Raw genomic sequence first — 20,519 nt, forward strand, 5'->3', positions numbered from 1 at the left:
GGCTAAAAAGTGGTTAAAAACTGATCGATGCACCGGCCGAAACCGTGCGGGGGACGGGGAAGGCATTCCGAGCGCCATCCCCCGTTTCAGGATCCATACCCTGCCATTTGGTGAACGTGTGCAGATTTCGGCCACTGAGGAAGAGCCGTAGACTCGTCATCCGTAAACGACTGGCTACATCCTTCGGTACATCGTACGATAAGGCTACTTCCTGGATGCGGGTAAAGTCCCGGCTCTGGAAATATTGATGACCGTACGGATTGGTATAAACCAGCGAGGAGCGGGTATTGGATTTGTTCTCGGGTGTCCACCAACCCGCATCCAGGAAATTGGCCGCTCGGCCGGGGTTGTTTCCGTTCCCGAATCCACCCGCTGACGGATCCAGGGCCAACAGGTTGTTAACTCCTAACCAGCCTTGTAAGGCGTTGATGTTGACCATCAGACCGAAGTTTCGGTACCGAACGGTATTGACGAGGTTCCAGCGGTATTTGGGTTGGAGCGTGCCCAGCACCTGCCGATCATCAGGGGTGATTTTTCCATCGCCATTGGCATCCTGCATCCGGAAAAACCCAGCTTTTTGTCCAGTTGGAAGCTGATCCCCTTCCTGATAGACCCCGTCCAGGCGGTAATCATAGGCCACGGAAATGGGCTGTCCAACGAACCACCGGTTGTTAATGTCATTGTCTTCGACCCCATCGCCATTGGCGTCACTTTGGTAAATGTGGACAATACGGTTTTTGTTGGCGGAAAAGACGAGCGTGCTGGTCCATTCCAGCGGACCTGGCTTTAGATTGACGGAATTCAGGGTGACTTCGACCCCACTGTTGTTGGTAGCCCCGATATTTGTCAGAATGGATGTAAAGCCGGTAGGGCCGGGTAATTGACGCGTCAGCAACAGGTCTTTCGTGGCCATGTTGTAATACTCAACGGTTCCCCCCAGGCGCCCTTTGAATAGCTCAAAATCAGCGGCAATGTTGGTGGTGGTCGTCGTTTCCCACCGCAAATCAGGACTGGCAATGTTCAGGGGAAATAAGCCCGTCGAGGTCGTGCCACCATCGCCGTATACGTATTGAACCTGCCCCAGTTTGGTCAGCGATTGGTAGGCGGAGATGGCCTGATTGCCGACGGAGCCATAAGAAGCCCGCAGTTTCAGCAGGTTAACCGCCGGCAGGGATTTCATAAAGGGTTCATCCGAAGCGATCCAGGCCAGGGCAGCGGACGGAAACAAGCCAAATTTGTAGTTGGAGCCAAAGACCGAGTTCCCATCCCGACGGGTGGTGAACGTGAATAAGTAGCGGTCCCGGAAGCGGTAATTGAGCCGTGCCATGGAGGAAATGGCATCGACCTGTGACGCCCCCAGTGTCCCCCCCGGATAGGTCACCGTTTGAATTCTGGCCAGCGTAATGTTATTCCAGTTGTTTGCATCACTGGAACCGGTAAAATCGGTTCCGGAAGCAATGATGGACTCGGCATAGGCTTGGTTTCGACCGTACAGCAGGGTCAGGTCGAAACCGTGGTTGTCACCAATCTGGCGGCTGTAGGTTAAAATATTTTCCAGCACCCAATTTTTGTTGAAATCGGTTCGGCGACTGGCAAACCCCGTATTATTGATCCCATTGCGTTGATAGATTGGCTGAAAATCATTCAAATTGAACCAACGGTAGTTGGGCGAATAATTGATCCGGTACGACAAGCCTTCGATTCCTGGAATGTTCAGAATACCGTAAAAGTTGGCGAACAGGTTGCGCTGAAGTTCCTGGTTTTTATAAATCAGGGCGTTGTAAAGAATGCTGCCGACCAGACCATCTTCATTGCCCAGCGGTTTAGGATCATGCTGGTTGCCGTCGACCCATACATCGTTAAAGGGCGATGTCCAGAAGGCGACGCCCATATCCGCCGAGTTGCCCGATAAATCCCGTTCCGTATACTGGGCATTGATCCCAACTTTTAGCCAGTCCGTTATTTGATTATCCAGATTGACACGAACGCTGGTCCGACGGGCGTTGTCGTTGTAAACAAGCCCTTTTTCGTTGTTATAGTTACCCGACACGTAGTAGTTCGTTCGGGCGGATCGGCCGGCTACACTCAAATCCAAATTGTAGATTCCGGCCTGTTGGGAGGCTATTTTGAAGGGGTCAATCCGATTCCCTGCGGCATAATTTCTCGCTTCCGTAGCGGTTAAGTAACCGTCAATTTTTGCGGGGTCGGCATCCAGGCCACTTTGTTTACGCCAATCCAAGGTTTTTTCGATGTAGCGTTCCGGCGTCAGCAGGGTCGGCGTGTGGCTCCAGCTCGAACTACCGTAATAGGTATTCAGGCGGATGGTAGGCGTTTCAGAAGTCCCTTTTTTCGACGTAACGAGAATGACACCGTTGGCGGCCCGTGCTCCGTAAATAGCGGTAGCCGATGCATCTTTCAATACCTCCATGGATTCGACATCGCCCGGATTGATGTCACTCAGATTTCCTTCAAAAAAGATTCCATCCAGAATGATCAACGGGTTGTTACTGGCAGAAATGGATCGTTGCCCCCGCACCAGGATTGTACCGCCCTGGCCCGGCCGCCCGTTATCGGTAAATTGTACACCGGCCACCCGGCCCCGTAATGCCTGCCCAATGTTGGTGTTTGGCACATTCTCGGTCTGCTTTAGATCCACTTTGGACACCGAGCCCGTCACATTCCGACGCGACTGGGTACCGTAGCCAACCACCACCACTTCATTCAAGGTTTTATCATCCACGAGCAGTGAAACCGTTAGCCGACTCTGGTTTTCGACGCTGACCTCTTTGGCGGCATAGCCGACAAAACTGAACACCAGGGTGGCTGGGCCATCGGGTAGAACCAGACTGAATTGGCCCTGACTATCCGTGGTGGTGCCGCGTTGAGTCCCTTTGATCACAATGCTAACACCCGGTAACGATTCGCCTTTGTCGTCCGTCACGGAGCCCGTTACCGTTCGATCCGCTGCTTCCGTTCCGATACCGTTCAGCTCGCTTGATGGGGGAGGGGATAAATGGAGCACAGCCTGCTGATGAACGGATGAAACCGGAGCGGGGCCTTTTTCAGGAACCCGAAGGACCGATCCGGCCGGGGGGGCGGTAGCGATCAGACGCATCGGGCGATGGGTACAATCAGTCCCGCTGCTAGCCTTGGCGAGGGATAAACCCGCAGGAAGGCTTAAAAGGCAGAGCTGGAAAACCGCAAATCGAGTCAATTTCCAGCCTGGATGAATACATGAATTGGGCATACGTTTAGTGGTTTTGGGCGAAGGGTAAAGGGAGTTCTCCACGAAATGGGGAACGGACCCATTTCGTTACGTGGATCGGGCAATAAACGCTTTTAAAGATCGGTTAACCACGAAGGCCTACGAAGACGCGTAGGACAAGCGTTTTATCCGTTCAGGGACTTGTTGTTGGGCATTTTCTGATCGGGTTGATGAACCTGAACGTCGGTGAAATCAGCGGTTTCAACGCAACACCGCCGGGACAATTCATGCCCATCACCTGTCCCAGATCGGTTCCAGCATCGTACCGCTGACCGTCCTTAGGGTGACGAAAAGCATACGCAATCGCTGTACGCCGGCTCCTTGGGGTGACCGAAAGCCCCACCGGACCGACTCAAAGCGCCGGACAGCCGGGGACGGTCCCGGCTGTCCGGTGATTTTACTTTTTGACGATGAGTAATATACGTTTTGGTTATGTCCTTCAATGAAGAAATTTCATTCCGCCTATTGAGGGTGAGCGTGCGGTTTGTCGTCGTACGTGAGCAGGCTCGTCATCCGCACCACATACGCTGGGTCCGGATTTAGTAATTTGACGCGAAGAGAATGTTTGCCTTTGGGAAGTTGGTATTTCCAGAAGAGTTCATGCCGGCGTAGCCGGAAACTGGTTGGCAGCTTAGCCTTCTCAACAAATTTGCCATCAATGTATAACTCGGCCTCAAATACGTGCACATTCGCTTTGTCATTGGCAATGTCTACTTTTACGGGTTCGGCAGTTCCCCGAAGTACAAAACCAATGCCTTCGATGTCAAACGAATATTCCGTGGAAAGCTCCTTTTGAATCGGTTTCACGCTAACGGGATAATGCCCGGTAAAGCCTTGCTCCAGGCGAACGGCCTGGGGTTTTTGAACGGCCAGCGTGACTTCATTATCCGTTACTTTACCGCCGTTTCGCTCAATGACCTGCAACGCATGCTTCAGACCAATCGCATAGACATCATTCAACGACATAGTTGTATACCGGAAATCAACATCTTCGGCTTCATTTAAGCCCAATTTCCAGTAAGCCGGAATTTGATCATACCCGACCATCGTTCCCAGGATACCGCCGGCTGACGAAGGGTTGCAATCCGAATCCTGACCGCACCGGGTACTTATTTCCATGGTTTTGGTAAAATCCCCCTTTCCGTACAAAAGGCCAATGACAATGTAAGCCGCATTGATCTTGGCATCGATGTCGTAGGCGGAGAAGACCCCCATGGGGCAGCCTGCTTCGTCTGCCCATTTTCGTTGCACTTCAAACCAGGTCTTTTTCCAGTCATTGGGGTATTTCGCATGCCAGCCAATCACATCGTTGATACACTGATAAAAGGTACTCTGCGCAGGGATTGTTTTCAGAGCCTCCTTGACAACATAGTTGATGTCTTTCGAGACAAAAGCCAGGGAATACATGGCACCCACATAGACCCCCCCGTACCATCCATCGGCATAGTTCATGATGTGACCAATGCCGTCGCCAATTTTTGCCGCCGTATTGGGCATACCGGGTGCCATTAAGCCGGAAAAGTCAGCCTCAATCTGAAAATCAATATCGTCCGCGTGGGGATTGTTAAGCCAATGCCCTGATTCCGGCGCTTTCAGTCCGTTGAGAATGTTGTAACGGCCTACCTGATTGGCGTGCCAGAGCCGGTATTCAGAATTGGCGTAGGCTTTCGCATGGGCTTCGACGGGGGCATCTAATCCCTGTTTTTCAAAAACGTCGACAAAGGTGAGATCCATGTACAAATCATCGTACAGACTTGGACTGATCATCATCATGTGTTTAATGTACCCATCATACCACGGTATTTTTTGATAGTCATTAATCATCGTACCGTTGAATTGAAATTCCGTTGGGCCTCCGAAGGTGCAGCCAATCACCTGGCCCGCCCAGCCGCCTTTGATTTTATCGTGTAGGGCTGTTTTAGACATGCTTACGGAGGTTGGCGGTGGTTTGGGAGGTATGAAGCCAACGAAAGCAAGTAGAAGCATTGACCAGGAAGCTATTTTTTTCATGCTGGATTTGTAGTTAAAGGGTTACCGCTTGGGGTTAGGGTACGCTTAAATAGTAGGATTCGTGCCTTTCGGGCGTGGCGATGATCGGTTCAAGTAGTGTTACCGTTCCGTTCAAAAGGCCGTGACAATGAATTGGGTTAAGCCTCGCGGGCAATGATGAGTAAACTCAGGCCCGCTACGTAACAAAGCAACATAATATTCAGGAGCCGGTGGGTGGCGGGGGGAGCCTGGCGGAATTCTCGCCATACATAAATGCCCCAGAGGGCGGCAATGACGGTTGCCCCCTGGCCAAGGCCATAGGAGATGGCCGGCCCGGCCTTGTCCGATGCGATGATGCTGAACAACAAGCCGATACACCAGATGATACCGCCCAGCACGCCCATGACGTGGTTCCGACTTCCCCCCCGAAAATAGTCCGCATAGCGAAGAGGTTTACCCACAAAGGGTTTCCACATCAGCAGCGTATTGAATAAAAAATTACTGGCTAACACCCCAACAGCGAAAAACACAACGGCAGAATACGGGCTGAGTTTTCCAGGTAGTGGTTGCTGAAAATCAGGGAACATCGATTGCGCGACGTACTTGTAAAAAAGGCCCATTAAGCCACCACTAATAATGGCCAACCAGAGTCCTTTCTTTGAAGTGCTTACGGATGAATCAGGGTTTGATCGGTAGGCCCGCGCGTTGAGGAGAATGGCTACAACAATCAAAAGGACACCTCCCAACAGGATGCCCGCGTTGCCAACCGGCGCGTCCAGGTAATTGATGATGACGCCGATCACCAGGGCCAGGCCAACGCCAACCGGAAAAGCAACCGCCATCCCGGAGATGGAAATGGCCGCGGAGAGCAGAATATTGGATGCATTGAAGATGACGCCCCCCAGCAAGGCCGAAAACAGATTGTCAGAATCAGCCTGCGCCAGGTCGGCCAGAAACGGGCGACCGCCCGTTCCCATACTTCCTAACGTCATCGCTGAAAGCAACGAAAAAAGAACAATACCGAGCACATAGTCCCAATAGAATAGCTCAAAACGCCACTGACCAGCAGCTAGTTTTTGCGTATTTGCCCAGGAACCCCAGCACAGCATGGTAATGAAGCAAAAGACAACCGCGATTGCGTAGTTCGGAATGATAAACATAGACGGGAAGGGAGAAGGTTACGGTAATTCTGACGTATCAATCAGCAAAGGTAAACTATTGACTTCGCGCCAGTAGGGGAGGGAAGCCTGAGCCCCCATTCGGGTTACACAGATGGATGCAACCTTACAGGCAAAAGCAACCGCCTGCTCCAGTGGCTGTTTCGAGGCCAGGGCTACTGCGAGCGCGCCATTAAAACAATCGCCCGCAGCAGTCGTATCGATCGCGGTAACGGGGGGCGCAGGAATTAATTTTCCGATCTGTTCCGTTTGCAGGTACGCGCCTTTGTGGCCTAACGTAATGATGACATTGGATACGCCTTTATTTCGCAAGGCCTGGGCCGCTTTCTGGGCGGATGGTAAGTTGGTCACCCGAATGCCCGTCAACAGCTCTACTTCGGTTTCATTGGGGGTGATCCAGTCCAGGCACGCAAACAGATCGTCGGGCAGCAGCTGGGCTGGGGCGGGATTTAAGATAACGAGAATCTTTTTTTCGGCACAGCGACGAATGACATAACTGACGGTTTGCAACGGAATCTCCAATTGAAGCAGTACGATATCGTGTGCGTGCAAATCGTCAATAACCGCTTCAACATCTTTGGGCATCAAATAACTATTGGCACCTGGCGCCACAGTAATACAGTTTTCCCCTTTCGCGTCGACATTGATCAGCGCAACACCCGACGGGTGCTCCGGATCGGTGGAGGTATATTTAAGGTTGATCTTTTCGCGCTGAAACTGTTGAATAGCCTGTTTCCCAAAAATATCATTACCCACTTTTACCGCCAGAGCCACTTGACCGCCGAGCCGGGCCGCAGCCACCGCCTGGTTGGCTCCCTTTCCGCCCGGAGTCATTAAAAACTGGCCCCCGATTACCGTTTCGCCCGGTGTCGGCAATTTGTCGGCTTTAACGACCATGTCGGTGTTGGAACTGCCAACAACACAAATTAAAGGAGAATGATGCATAGAAAGCGATGAATTAATTGGTCAAAAATATCTGGAATAATTCATAGTCCTTGCTTCCTTTTTTCATGATACAGCGAAAGCTATGCGGTAGGAAATCAGTAAGAATGCCAGAAATTATGCTTATATCCCAGAAATATGTCCAAATAATGCTATTTTCTTTAGGTCATTTTAGGTAATCCTATGCTTTCCATTCCCACGCTTCACGTCCTCATTCATTCCCTGACCAAATCAGAGAAACGGTATTTCAGGCTTAGCACCACCATTCAGGGAGGTGAAAAAAGCTACCTGAAATTGTTCGATTGCCTTGAACGAAATAGCCAATTTACCGAAGACGTAAGCCGGGAACTGAATGCGAATTTTACCCCCGCTTCCTTAGAAACCTCGCGTAAGTATTTATACAAAAGTCTGATGAAGAGCCTTCGCCAGTTTAGCGCGGAGCAGGTGATTGAAGAGCAGCTCATGGCCTTGATTGGCGACAGCCGGATCTTGTTCGACCGTGGCCTGATCGACGCCAGCCTTGAACAACTTGACAAGGCGAAGACAATCGCATTAAAGTATGAAAAATTCATCTATTACATCGTCGCTGCCCGGCAGGAGATCCACTACATCGTGTCCCAGCAATTTGTTGGCTGGGATGAAGCAAAGCTGGTGGAAAAACAGGAGAAAATCGCCGAACTATTGCGCCATGAACTAGCGATCCAGCACCACGCATCCCTGTATGAGATTTTGTCCATGCGGTACTGGAAAACCGGCATCGTCCGAAGCCGGCAGGAAACCCTGCACCTAAATGACTTACTGTTGGAAGAACACCAGGTGTTGAGTTCCCAAACGATTGAGTCGTTTGAAGCCAAGCAACTCCATCTCCAGTTTCAATCGGCCTATTTCCTGATGACGGATAATCCCCAGGATAGCTTACAGATGCTGTATGAATTGGACACCTTGTTCCAACGGCACAGCCATTTGTGGGCGGATAAACCCGTGTATTACCTGCACGTGATCAACAATGCCCTCCAGACCATGCGTGTCACCCAGCAATACGAGAAGATGGAGTATTTTTTGGGGCAATTACTATCCCTGTCGACGTCTTCAGAAATTCTAAAGCTTACCGCCGGTTTTCAGGTGATTGACAACCGGTTGCACGTGGCCATTAGCACGGGGAATTACCAGCAGGCGAGTCAACTCATTCGTGACAATGCTGACTTTATTGAAAAAGAGGCTAGTAAGCTGCCTTTGCATATTCAAGTGCAACTAAAATTAAGCATGGCCCGCGTTTATTATCATTTGGGGAATTACCGCGAAGCGCTGCGGATTATCAATCAAATTCTGAATCAACCTACCCGGTCGCTGAGCCGAATGTTGTACGTGAGCTGCCGGCTGATGAACCTGATGATTCATGTCGGGTTAGATAACCGGGATTATATCTATTACGAGGTTAAATCCATTGAGGTAAAGTTAAAAAGACAGAAAACCTGGTTCCGGGTTGAGCAACTTTTTTTAAAGACCCTGAGACATTGGCTGAACAATAAACCTCTGACGCCTTTTTCCAAGCAATTTTCACTGCTCAAGAATGACCCTTTTGAGCGCCAGCTGCTCTTGGAAGTAGGATTGGAAGAGTGGTTTAAGAAAATAGGAGGCTTGCCTAACTAATTTTTTGAGCGCATAGATGGTACCCCGATAGAAGTACGTGCTGAACCTGAGCTGGTTGAGAACGACGGTTAGCTTAGGTAGGTTTTCCGGTTAAAGCTTCCCTAGCTGGAGGCTAAATGACGGTCGTAGCCTGCCTGGACCAGGGCTTCATAAGCCGCCCAAACCTCTGTGGGGATGGCCTGGGGGATTTGAAAACCCTTTTGGGGATACAACTGAATGCGTTGCAGGTCGCCTACCATAATGCTGATCATGTCATCTGGGGTCAGGTCAGGGCGGTTGTACTGACTTAGATACTCCTCAAAGGTATCCTGGGGGGAGGTGACGATTACTTCTTTCTGCGGCCATACCTTTTTGAAGGTAGCAAAGCTACGACGTTCCATGTAGGGTTTCTGGACCACAATGAACCGCTCTAGCTCCAGTTTGCGCTGTTCGAGCAGTTGCCGGGTAAATAATACATTTTCGCCCGTATTGCTGGATTGATTTTCAATGAGGATTTGCTGAGCTGGCACGCCCATATCGAGCGCAATGCGGGCAAACTGGTCCGCTTCTGGTTCTGACCACATGTGTTTTGTAATAACACCCAGCCCGCCGGAGAAGATGAGCAACGGGGCCCATCCCTCCAAAAAAAGCGCGGCCCCTCGTTGGGCCACGCGGAGGTCATGGCTGCAAAGGACCAGAATGGCGTCCGATTTGACCAGTTCGTGGTTAAGGTGGTGATAGTTCCACAGTGTGAGCGCCCACTGGTAGATCGACTCCGGCATTCCAGTCCTCTCTTTGCCCATCGGTTTCATGAATACAAGCGTGCTTTAAGGGTGGTAAAAACCCAACCCGGTTCTTCAAAAGAAGCGTAAATAAAAAGAAAACGATGGATGTCTGTCGGCTATCGTGCTAAAAAGTTGCCTGTGTATTCCTCAATCGCGCTGCGAAACGGGTTTCATGGCGTTTAAATCCGCCAAACGCACTTTGAGTACTTCAACGGTTTGCTTGTGGCCGGCGAAGGCAATGAGCAGGTGCCCATCATGTTCGATGACATGGGGGTAATCGACGTGCCGGCCACCCACCAAATAAAACATTTTGGTAAATATCTGGCCATCCTCACTAATGGAAATGGCCAGCGGGTCCCGCTTGTTGGGCTTGGGGTTAGACACCAGCACATACCGGCCATCTTTGAGCCGGACCCCGCTGAATTTAGATTGGGCATCCGGATAATTCGTACGAACGGGCTTGCTCCAGGTTCGGCCGTTGTCGGTGGAAAACGAACGGAATAAATAGCCACTTCTGCGGTTATCACGGAACAAAGCCATCAGGTTATTATCCGGTAAAACCCACCAGTTCGGTTCTTCGGCGGTCAAACCGTCGTTGGAGCCTGTAACGGGAACGGATTGCCATTGATCGATTTTAGGGTGGCCACCAATTAAAAAATGAACCCCCGTTTTGGCGTAATCATGGGTACGCCGGGTCATCATCCATTCCCCCGTCGGTAGCTTCTTCGGCGGGAAGTTGTTAATGGCATTGTCGAAGATTATACCGGCATCTTCCCAGATTTCCTTCTTTTTATTTAACCGAAAGGCACGGAGCTCAAGGCTTGGTCCAAAAAAATCACCGGCCTCGTCCAACGAATACAGCGCCAGCAATTCACCATTCCGCTGCCAGAAACCCCGGGCAATGTGCCGGAATCCTTTATCCGTCCGGGTGCCGAATAGGGGGGAGTCTTTTCCCGAATTCGGTGGCTCGGGTGTCAGAAACATCGGTTTGGTCCAGGTAAGACCGTCCAGACTGGTGGCGTATTTGACCCGCTGTCCGACGCGATCCTCAATGCCGGGACCGTCGCTCCACATGATCCAGAATTTCCCGTTATGATGAATCAGGTAATTATGCTGGTTGACGCCTTTTTCAGCGCGAACATCGCTGATGACGACGTGCTGGCTGGGCACTTTCGGAAGATTTTCAAAATTGATCCGGTGCGGATTATCGGGCACCCAGTCGCCGGCCAGCATCAATGATGCACTCGGGTTGGTTACCGGATGCGGAACCGTTGATGCGGTTGTTGGTTGGTCAGTTACCTTGGGTTGGGCCTGGACGGCGAAGGCCAATAGCGTACCGATCAAGGGTAGGGTTAGGCTTTTGGATTGAAAATACATGCGTTAGGAGGCAAGGGTTCAAGACTTTATTTAACAGAGTACGGTTTTAGCGCCCAACTGGACTAATGGCCGACCAATATTGGGTAAAATAATGGTGAATGGCCGTATTCATTGAAAGAAGGAAGAAGATGTGTGCCCTTTTTGTGCAGCCGGTAGACGGACCGGATAGAAATCGTACCGTAGAAGGTAAGGGGCAAAGTAGAAGATTGAACGTGATTTTGACCATCAGGCAACTGAAGGTATACCCGTTCTCTAGTTCAACTGAAACCGGTGGTTATCCACTGCGTTAAACTGCTTTTATCGCTCGGCTTGGGGTAAGCTGTAAACGGTTGGGTGACATCCACTGCCGTGAGTAAATAGTTGCCAATAATCACTTTATCAGAAGTTTAATTTCCAGTAATCAAGGAATGACCGACCGATCCTCCAGCTAGCCTGGTGCTAGCTGGGAGGGGAGGGGTAAAGACAACGTAATTTCACGAACTTTTCGGAAGCGAATGACCAGCAAGCTAACTCGTAGGATGAAGTATGTGCTCCTGATGTTTCTTTTTGCCAGCTGTGCATTCGTAACGCTGGGACAGACCATGAGCTCATCAGAACAGGTGGTGATTACATCCCAAAAAAAGAAAACCCAGGTAGACACCAACGAAAAGGGTGAGTTGCGGGTAAATGTCAACCCAAAAGATCTCGCTACCTTTAAGGCTGCTGGCCTGGTTCGCTACCGTGATTTCGGGGCAAAAGGTGATGGCAAAGCGGATGATATCGACGCGATCGCTGCGACCCATGCCGTTGCCAACCTGCATGGTCTTTTGGTGAAAGCCGATGAGGGTGTGACCTATTATATCGGCGGCAAGGAGCGCATAGCCCATATCCGGACCGACACGGATTTTGGCACGGCAGCCTTCCTAATTGATGACACGAACGTGCAGAATCGCAATGCGGCTGTTTTTACGGTTAGTTCAAGTCTCAAACCGTTTGAGCTGGAAACGATTCATTCCCTGCAGAGAAACCAGAAAAAAATTGAGGTGTCTCTGCCAGCCCCTTGTCTGATCACGGTCACGAATTCAAACGTAAAGCAGTACATCCGGTTTGGGCTCAACCAGAATAATGGATCTTCGCAGACCGATATCTTTCTTGTTGACAAAGAGGGTAATGTCGATATGAAGGCCCCAATCATCTGGACTTTCGACCAGATAACCGACCTCAACGTCCTTCCCATCGATGAAAAACCGTTGAAGATTACGGGGGGACGTTTTACCACCCTGGCCAATCAAGCCGAATCGAAGTATACCTACTATAACCGAAACATCGCCATCCGGCGGTCGAATGTGTTGGTGGAAGGCCTAGAACATCGCATCAGGGGCGAAGAAGAGCACGGTGCACCCTATGGCGGTTTTCTGAACATCGGGGATTGTGCCAACGTCACGGTAAAAAACGCCGTATTGACCGGGCACCGGACTTATAGTACCATTGGCGCAGCCGGTAAGCCCGTATCCATGGGTACTTACGACCTTTCTGTCAACCGTGCGCTTAACGTTTCTTTCATCAATTGCAGCCAAACCAATGACATCAATGACAATACTTACTGGGGGATTCTAGGGTCTAACTTCTGCAAAAACCTTCTTTATGAGCGTTGTACCCTCTCTAGGTTTGATGCCCACCAGGGGGTGGCCAATGCCACCATCCGTAACTCGACTCTGGGACACATGGGGATCAACGCCATTGGCAGCGGGCTTTTATTAATAGAGAATTCGACCATCCGCGGCCGGAGCATTGTCAACTTACGATCCGACTACGGTAGTACCTGGCAGGGAGAGCTCGTGATTCGCAATTGCGTTTTTGTACCGGCAGACGGCAAACCAATTAGTGCCGCCCTGCTCAGTGGATCGTATTCAGGTATGCACGATTTTGGTTACGTATGCTACATGCCGGAACGGATTACCATTGAAAACCTCCGTATCGACGACTCCCGGCATCCGGAAAATTACCAGGGGCCGGCTATTTTCGCCAATTTTAATCCGGAAATGAAGGATACTTCCTACCGGGAGAAATTCCCGTATGTGATCACGAAAGAGGTCTCGCTCAGAAATATAACGACTGCCAGTGGAAAGGCGCTGAGAGTCAGCGATAATTTGTATATGTTCCGGGATGTAAAGGTTGAAACTGGCCAGTAATGGGAGGCTGCCTTGGGGACTGTTTGCCCAACAAGTTGGAGTTAAGTCTGGCTAAATTACTCCTGATTCGCTTTAATCGACGGGTTATGTTCAACACTTGCGAAGGTAAATTAATGGACAGGGGCAGGATACCTGATTTATCCTGCCCACTTCTATAGTTTAGGCAAAAAGAGTTTAACCCGGCTTGGGTTTTAAACCAGCCAGTCCCCACGTTGCCATGTCATTGTCCCACTGATCAGTATGACGCGACGAATTCGGTAAGCAATTCATCAGTTTTCCAGGATTTGTTCCCACTCGTACTGGAGTAAGCGTAGGTATTTCGCTATCGGTTCCCCATCCAGCAATTCCACTGGTAAGCTCGTTTGCTTACCACCGGGTTCCCGAATCACCGCTGACAAAACGGTATAACCCGACTTCATTAAGCGGTTCAGCACATCCCATCCATCTTCAAAATTCTGGGAATAAAATACTAAAGAGCGGATATCGCCATCTGTTTGTCGTACGGAAAAAAGCAGCAGCATTAGGTTGTCGGTTAAAAAGAGGTTAAAACCGACGGCTTTTGTAAAGCAAGCGGTAGATAGGCTAAATTTTACTATATAAAGTGATATAAAGATAGAGAACCATTGTTCAAACTTATGGATTAAATAACATAATTAAGCAAAGATTAATGCGTGTTAAAAATGGCTTAAAAGGCAATCAAAAGAAACAAATGACCCCAGACATTAGGAATAAATCCTCTTTTTATACCTTCTTAATTGTATCCGCACAGCGGAAATTAAATGGGAAGGTTAGCAATTTAAAAGGGTTGAAAAATAAAGAATAGAGAGTGTTCATGAAAGTGTGTCAAGTTGAATTGAACTAACTTGACAAGCAAATGGAAAATACAAAAGGGGAAGAGAACTTCGATTACACAGTCTTTCGTCAGCAGGCTATTCAACGGATGCTGGCCGGTGACAAAGAACTGACCGGTAAAGATGGCCTTCTGGCTCCATTACTGAAAACCTTACTGGATGCCGCCCTGTCCGGAGAAAGGCAAGCGCATGTGGAGCAGAACCGACCCAACCGTCGCAACGGCAGTAAAACCAAGCCGCCGGGCCGCCCTTTAGGTTTGAGCATGGTAAGAAACCAAGAATTGCCGGGCCGCCGTTGCGGTAGCTTGCCATCAGTCAACCAGAGTGGGGCCAACCTAACGGGTCGCCGAGGAGTCAGACCGCAACGGCGGCCCGGCTATGCTCCGATTTAGGAGCCCACTCTGTTCGACTTGCCAGGCTCGAACGGTGCGCCGTAGCGATAGAAAGTAGGGTTCGCGGCCGCATGGCGGTCCCACCATTAGCAAGCGGGGCGCCCCGTGGCGGTTTGAGCAGTAGCAAGTCGGTTGACTGATCACTAAACTAAATCCTTTTATGGACATTCGCTATTACATCGGTATTGATATCGCCAAATCGACTCTCGACTGGGCGGTATAAACGCTATCAGGTATTCAGCTGCGGACTCAGACTTCGAATACGGTTGACGGCGTTAAAATAGCCCTTCAACACCTAGAAAAATTACCGCATTGGCATCCAAAGAACACCGTATTCTGTATGGAACATACCCACCGCCTTCACCGTGCCATCCGCTTGAAGACCGACCGTATGCGCATTCCCCGTATTGGTTGCCATATGAACATTCCCAGCCGCAACGGCCACCATATCCCGCCAACCGCTTAGCGAACATTGGCCATAGTTATTATCGCCCACCGCTACCGTCGTTCCGTCACATTTAAGCCCTACACTATGACGACGACCTGCTGCGATGGTAGGGTTAGTCCACGGTTTAAGCTTCACCGGTCTTCTCTCAATAAAATGGAATCAATAGTTTAGCCAAGTAACGTGGATAGTAACTATATACAAGCCGTTAAACGCATACTTTGTAAAAGTACCATCCTTGAACGTCCATGGCAAGGGAAACCGATTAGAAGTTGTCAGTTGGCCGTCTAAATAACCCCTCCCCATGAGACAATAGAGATTTCAAGGTTCATCCATTTGGCATTTTATAAAAGCCACGAACAGAACAACTTTCTCAACGCTGTTCCATCTAACAGTACGACACGCTTAGAGACCGCCTTAAACTAGGGTAAACAAATAAATATACCTGGGAGGAGTTGACTTAGCCAGCAGGTAAGTAAATGCTATTCGTTTCGTACTTCTAACCCTACTTAACCCGATACCTTAATTTGTATGAAGCAAGAGGTTATCCTTCGGATTATCCTGCTAAAGCCGCCGGTTGGGGTAGCTTTCGGGCTCCAGAAGGGCAGTGGCCATCACTATGAAACACTACAGGTTCAGCAGGCCTCTGTCCAGGATCTCCTTTTTGAATTCCCCGTCACCGTCAAAGGCGACAGGCAGAATGATGCAAAACCGGTTTTTTTCGGACCTTTTGTCCAAGGTTCTGCGCCAGAAAAATTTATTTATATTGATATCGGTACCTACGCCGGGCAGGCGGAATCGATCTGGGGAGGGCGATTGAAAGTACCGCTTCTAGGAATTAGCTGGGAAACAATTGAAAAAGTCATCACCTCTTCGGAATTAGTGCTGGAAACACAAGTGCCGGGGTCGTCAAAAGACGGACGCCCGGCTTATGCCACGGTGAAACCATTTAGCGGTTGGACCATTAATACGTTGAAGGACTAGATGTAGGTCAGCTACGACGAATATGGATACGATTATTTCGGCAACTGTATGCGACTGAGGAAGAGAGAAATTAAAAACATAGTGTCTCGAAAATCGCTCGTAATAGTAGTAATTTCTTCGGTACAATAATTGAAACTTAAAAGCGGCCTACAGGTTTGACTGGTGCGGCTTTCGGACAAAGTGATTGTTTCGGTACAGTTGTCTTGAAAATCAGTTTATAACCCATGCACATCTTACTTTACCTCAGAGGAACCGGAGGGTTTCCTGAACGATTTTCGTTTGTGCTTGCAGCGATCACAAATTATTCACCGATGGGGGAGTGCTCGCTGAACTGTGTCAGCAGGATTTTAGTCGAAGCGATGTGATTTAATGCGCTCCTCAAAGATAATACTGAACTGATTAATTACTTCTTTCCAATTGTAAGTTGTCGTTTCCCATTTGATCTGCAAATTCTGGATCGTCAGGTAGACCAACTTCTGTAAAGCTATATCCGACGAAAAGGCTCCTTTCGTCTTCGTCACTTTGCGTAACTGGCGGTGATAGCCTTCGACTGTGTTGGTAGTATACATCAACTTGCGGATAGCAGGCGGGTAGTCGAAAAACGGCGATAACAACTCCCATTTTTCTACCCAGGGCTGGACGGCTTTGGGATAAGCTGCCCCCCACTTTTCCTGGACGACCAACAGATTTTCTAAGCCTTGTTCCCGGTTGGGAGCCTGATAAACGGTCTTTAAATCGTTGGCTAATTCTTTCAATAACTTGTCGGGCACGAAACGGAATGAACTACGAAGTTGGTGAACAATACAGAGCTGGACGGTGGTGGCCGGAAAAACGCTGGCAATGGCTGTATCAAAGCCTTTCAGACCATCCACACAAGTGATTAGCAAGTCTTCTACTCCCCGTTGTTTCAGATCTGTTAGAACTGATAGCCAAAACTTAGCGGATTCACTTTCAGCCGTGTAGATGCCAAGTACTTGCTTTTTGCCTGCAAGGCTTAGCCCGATCACGCTGTAGAGTACACGAGTAACTACTTTGCCATCATGACGCACTTTGTAGTAGATACCATCCAACCAAACCAGCGTGTACAGACTTTCCAACGGCCGGTTCTGCCACTCCCGCATAGCCGGAATAACCTTGTCTGTGATTGCCGTTAACTCACTGTCAGACAGCGAATAACCATACATCTCTAACAGATGCTGGCTAATGTCAGCGTAGCTGTTGCCTACGCTGTAAAGGGAAAGCACCTTCTGTTCAAGTTGGGGTGTCAGTACAACTTGTCGCTTGGGCACGATCTGAGGCTGATAGCTGCCCGTACGATCACGGGGCGTCTGTAACTCTAAGGGGCCTGCGCTGCTCTTGACTTGCTTGGTGGTTTTGCCGTTTCGACGGTTCTGCTCGGTGAGCCGGGTTTGGTTTAGATGCCCATCCATTTCACCCTCTAGAGCAGACTCTAAAAAGTGTTTGAGCAAGGGCGCGAATAGGCCATTTTCGCCGGTTAGTGGTTTGCCTTCGTAAAGGCCTTTGATGGCGGCCTGTTTGAAGGCCTCAAAATCGAACTCGTTGGTCATAGCGGTGAAAGTTAGAGGTTTTCTTCCTTCTATTCACCTGTGACACAGTTCAGCGAGCAGTCTCACCGATGGCAAATTAGATAGCTAATAAGTACGATTAATTCCGCTCTTATTGCACGAAAATGCAGGAGTATACTTACTGATTATAGTGGACAGCTATTCTCCTTTTGTAAGGCGCGTTCACGATTGGAATCGCAGTTTTTCATAAACGGCTTCGAGCAGGGCAGGGATAGCGCTACTATTGAAGGATTTTTAATAATTGTCAACTCTAAATCGTAGCTTACGCCATTGTGATGAACTGATATTTATTTGATGGCTACAAGTTCAGCATTTCATCAACTGCCTGCTAATCTGACCCATGAGAGTATTTAACGAATTGACCGAGTATAATACATACCTGAACCTTGCTGCCCCGCTTCATCCGCTGATGGACAGCCGGGTTTGCAAACAGGCTATTCCGAACTTCCCCAAATCCAGCAACGAGATACAGGTCAATCTGTACAAAGTCTCATTAAAGAAGAATTTTCCCGGCGCCATTAAATACGGGAAGACCAACTACAATACCGACAATGGGTTGATGTTGTTAAGTGAACCGGGGCAGGTCGTATCCTGGGATGCGCTTACCTTCTGGGACGGGTACGCCTTTGTTTTTCATCCGGATCTGATTAAAAAACATCCGGTAGCCAGCAAAATCACCCAGTATCCCTATTTCAGCTATGAAATCAACGACGCGCTGTTCATGACCCCCGACGAAGAACAGACCATTACCTGGCTGTTCACAAAAATTCATTACGAACTAGTCGACAACAGAGACAAGGCGAACGTAGATATTATTCTGTCGTTATTAAACGTCATTCTCACGTATGCTGACCTGTATTATAAGCGGCAGTTCAGCGAGACCGAAAAGCCTTCGGTTTCGGTCTCCTCAAAAGTGAAAATGGCGTTACAGCGTCATTATCATGATCTATCAAAGCCCGTGCAAAGCCTGCCAACGGTTACCTCAATTGCTCAGGAACTGCATTTATCGCCAAATTATCTTACCGATCTGGTGCGCGACGAAACCGGGGAAAGTACCATCCATCTAATTCATGACTACATAACCGAACAAGCGGAAATCCTGCTGCTGCAAACTGATCTGAATGTGAGTGATGTAGCTTACCAGCTAGGCTTTGATAACGTTCCGTATTTTTCAAAGCTGTTCAAAAAAAGGAAAGGAATCTCGCCCAGCAAAATCAGGAATCAGGGAAATGTATAAGCCTTTCCGGGCTTTGTGTTAGTGGTCAGAAGAAGACGTCATTCAATTTTGTGCTCTTAGAACGTAGCACGTTTAATGGATACGAATTTTTCTGATTTTTAACCGACACTCGCCATGATTTTCACAACGAACAAAGTAAACGAAGCCTACTGGAAGATAAGTATTAATCATCCGCCTGTAAATATATTTGACCCCGAATTTTCGGTCCAGCTGCGAACCTTGATGGACGAATTGGAAGCCAACGAAAACCTGAAAGTAGTGGTTTTTGAGAGCGCCAATCCTGACTTTTATATTGCCCATGCCGAACTGGTGAATAGTTCCGACTACCCCAAAGGAGAGGGGAAAACCGGCCTTTCCAAGTCCTGGCCGGATATTGCCAAACGGCTGGAACAAGCACCTTTTGTCAGCATTGCTTCCATTCGGGGGCGGGCCAGAGGCTTAGGCAGCGAGTTTGTTCAAGTATTCGATATGCGGTTTGCCAGTAAAGAAAAAGCGATTTTTGCGCAGCCTGAAATTGGTATCGGTTCATTTCCGGGCGGTGGCGGACTGGAAAGATTACCTCTGCTGACGGGCAAAGCAAGAGCGTTGGAAATTATTTTGAGCGGGTCTGATTACGATGCCGAAACAGCCGCTGCGTATGGTTGGATCAACCGCGCTTTTGCTGATAATGAGCTGGATGCCTTTGTCGAAACTCTGGCCCACCGCATTGCTTCGTTTGATCTGAAAATCATAAAAAAAATAAAGGCAACGATCAATGCTCGGGTGGCCATTCCTAAAAATGAGCACCTCATGGAAACTCAAACGGCTTTCTTTGTCTCTCTTACCGAACCCGAAGCCAGAACAAGGATCAAGGCCTTACTGGAGAAAGGTTTACAGACCCATGGTGATGTTGAGCTGAATCTGGCCAAGTACCTATAATGCAAACAAACGATGGTGGATGGGCTAAACCCTGCCGTCTACCATCGTTTTTATGAGCTCTATCCAATTGAATTCTCCAACAGGAAAGCAATTTTTCTCAACGACTCTGGTTAGAAATAGGACGAATGATAATCTGGTACCAGTAAGAAGTTAGGTCTTTTCAGTAATTCACTGACTGAATTACCCTAAAATAGCCTTACAGAAATCTGTACTTCAATTCATTTTTGAACGGACATATTAATCTGTAAAATGCTCTTGGCCTGCGTTAGAAAATGATCGGGTCATGAAGCTATAGCTTTCTCACTTTACTCATTGTTAAGGTAAACAAAGTGGTTATTTTGGGTCGACATGCCGGTTCAAAAATGAGGATCTTCCTCAACTAGTTGACCGCATTCGGGTCAGGCTATTTCAAGGGTGTACATAACGTCGAAAACTGGTCAAAATCTCCACTACTTGTGGCCTTACTGCCTTTAGTACGCTATAAACTACTTGCCGCCCGTGCGGATAAACGGGCATTCGTGGTTACCATGAATGGTGGGTATAAGATTATCGTTGCGCTATTACAGACAAAATTGGCCGTCAATTAAGGCACGAAAGGTTATATCCGAGCTTTTCGAGCAAGATTGCTTCTGCAAGTGGACTTAGAAGTTGTTGGGGATTTTATAACTAGCTGAAAAAAGTGGGTGTCTGCCTACCTTTATGTTGCAACACAATGAAGGTATGGTTACTCAATTTAATGAGCTTACAGACACCCAGTGGCAAGTTATTGA

Annotated in this window: 15 protein-coding genes; 6 read left to right on the top strand and 9 right to left on the bottom strand. The window is 48.9% G+C overall.

The window, feature by feature from the left end; translation table 11 throughout:
* Nucleotides 1–13 precede the first annotated feature (13 nt).
* The 4 genes from ACYVH9_RS30640 to rbsK form a co-directional block, all read right to left on the bottom strand.
* Nucleotides 14–3,115 (bottom strand): SusC/RagA family TonB-linked outer membrane protein, encoded by a 3,102-nt coding sequence (locus ACYVH9_RS30640; RefSeq protein ID WP_460640272.1) that lies wholly within the window; start codon nucleotides 3,113–3,115, stop codon nucleotides 14–16.
* A gap of 612 nt (nucleotides 3,116–3,727) precedes the next feature.
* Nucleotides 3,728–5,251 carry an ADP-ribosylglycohydrolase family protein gene (locus ACYVH9_RS30645; protein ID WP_460640286.1) on the bottom strand — a complete coding sequence of 508 codons (1,524 nt, stop codon included), beginning with the start codon at nucleotides 5,249–5,251 and terminating at the stop codon, nucleotides 3,728–3,730.
* A 161-nt stretch (nucleotides 5,252–5,412) separates the two neighbouring features.
* A complete protein-coding gene (locus tag ACYVH9_RS30650) occupies nucleotides 5,413–6,414 on the bottom strand; it encodes a GRP family sugar transporter (protein WP_460640273.1) in 1,002 nt (333 codons plus the stop codon).
* A gap of 18 nt (nucleotides 6,415–6,432) precedes the next feature.
* Nucleotides 6,433–7,377 (bottom strand): ribokinase, encoded by a 945-nt coding sequence (gene rbsK / locus ACYVH9_RS30655; protein WP_460640274.1) that lies wholly within the window; start codon nucleotides 7,375–7,377, stop codon nucleotides 6,433–6,435.
* 180 nt (nucleotides 7,378–7,557) lie between these two features.
* Here rbsK and ACYVH9_RS30660 point away from each other — a divergent pair, with 180 nt between their 5' ends.
* A complete protein-coding gene (locus tag ACYVH9_RS30660) occupies nucleotides 7,558–9,024 on the top strand; it encodes a hypothetical protein (RefSeq protein ID WP_460640275.1) in 1,467 nt (488 codons plus the stop codon).
* 101 nt (nucleotides 9,025–9,125) lie between these two features.
* Here ACYVH9_RS30660 and ACYVH9_RS30665 read toward each other — a convergent pair whose 3' ends face one another.
* Nucleotides 9,126–9,815, bottom strand: coding sequence for a YdcF family protein (locus tag ACYVH9_RS30665; protein WP_460640276.1), 690 nt, complete (start codon nucleotides 9,813–9,815; stop codon nucleotides 9,126–9,128).
* 120 nt (nucleotides 9,816–9,935) lie between these two features.
* Nucleotides 9,936–11,165 carry an exo-alpha-sialidase gene (locus ACYVH9_RS30670; protein ID WP_460640277.1) on the bottom strand — a complete coding sequence of 410 codons (1,230 nt, stop codon included), beginning with the start codon at nucleotides 11,163–11,165 and terminating at the stop codon, nucleotides 9,936–9,938.
* Nucleotides 11,166–11,683: 518 nt separating this feature from the next.
* Between ACYVH9_RS30670 and ACYVH9_RS30675 the strand changes: the two genes are divergently transcribed.
* Complete coding sequence (locus tag ACYVH9_RS30675) at nucleotides 11,684–13,336, top strand: hypothetical protein (RefSeq protein ID WP_460640278.1); 1,653 nt, start codon at nucleotides 11,684–11,686, stop codon at nucleotides 13,334–13,336.
* A gap of 269 nt (nucleotides 13,337–13,605) precedes the next feature.
* Here ACYVH9_RS30675 and ACYVH9_RS30680 read toward each other — a convergent pair whose 3' ends face one another.
* A complete protein-coding gene (locus ACYVH9_RS30680) occupies nucleotides 13,606–13,857 on the bottom strand; it encodes a hypothetical protein (RefSeq protein ID WP_460640279.1) in 252 nt (83 codons plus the stop codon).
* Between the two features lie 353 nt (nucleotides 13,858–14,210).
* Here ACYVH9_RS30680 and ACYVH9_RS30685 point away from each other — a divergent pair, with 353 nt between their 5' ends.
* Complete coding sequence (locus tag ACYVH9_RS30685; protein WP_460640280.1) at nucleotides 14,211–14,579, top strand: hypothetical protein; 369 nt, start codon at nucleotides 14,211–14,213, stop codon at nucleotides 14,577–14,579.
* 304 nt (nucleotides 14,580–14,883) lie between these two features.
* Here ACYVH9_RS30685 and ACYVH9_RS30690 read toward each other — a convergent pair whose 3' ends face one another.
* Nucleotides 14,884–15,162 (bottom strand): hypothetical protein, encoded by a 279-nt coding sequence (locus ACYVH9_RS30690; RefSeq protein ID WP_460640281.1) that lies wholly within the window; start codon nucleotides 15,160–15,162, stop codon nucleotides 14,884–14,886.
* Between the two features lie 393 nt (nucleotides 15,163–15,555).
* Here ACYVH9_RS30690 and ACYVH9_RS30695 point away from each other — a divergent pair, with 393 nt between their 5' ends.
* Nucleotides 15,556–16,008, top strand: a complete 453-nt coding sequence (locus ACYVH9_RS30695) for a DUF5990 family protein (RefSeq protein WP_460640282.1) — start codon at nucleotides 15,556–15,558, stop codon at nucleotides 16,006–16,008.
* 347 nt (nucleotides 16,009–16,355) lie between these two features.
* Here ACYVH9_RS30695 and ACYVH9_RS30700 read toward each other — a convergent pair whose 3' ends face one another.
* Nucleotides 16,356–17,576: an IS256 family transposase gene (locus ACYVH9_RS30700; RefSeq protein WP_460640283.1), complete on the bottom strand. Its 1,221-nt coding sequence runs from the start codon at nucleotides 17,574–17,576 to the stop codon at nucleotides 16,356–16,358.
* 358 nt (nucleotides 17,577–17,934) lie between these two features.
* Here ACYVH9_RS30700 and ACYVH9_RS30705 point away from each other — a divergent pair, with 358 nt between their 5' ends.
* Both ACYVH9_RS30705 and ACYVH9_RS30710 read left to right on the top strand, forming a co-directional pair.
* Nucleotides 17,935–18,831, top strand: coding sequence for a helix-turn-helix domain-containing protein (locus ACYVH9_RS30705; protein WP_460640284.1), 897 nt, complete (start codon nucleotides 17,935–17,937; stop codon nucleotides 18,829–18,831).
* A gap of 114 nt (nucleotides 18,832–18,945) precedes the next feature.
* The gene (locus ACYVH9_RS30710; RefSeq protein ID WP_460640285.1) at nucleotides 18,946–19,749 is read left to right on the top strand and encodes an enoyl-CoA hydratase/isomerase family protein; all 804 of its coding nucleotides are present in this window, start codon (nucleotides 18,946–18,948) and stop codon (nucleotides 19,747–19,749) included.
* The last annotated feature ends 770 nt before the right edge of the window (nucleotides 19,750–20,519 follow it).

It is taken from the genome of Larkinella harenae (assembly GCF_054780515.1).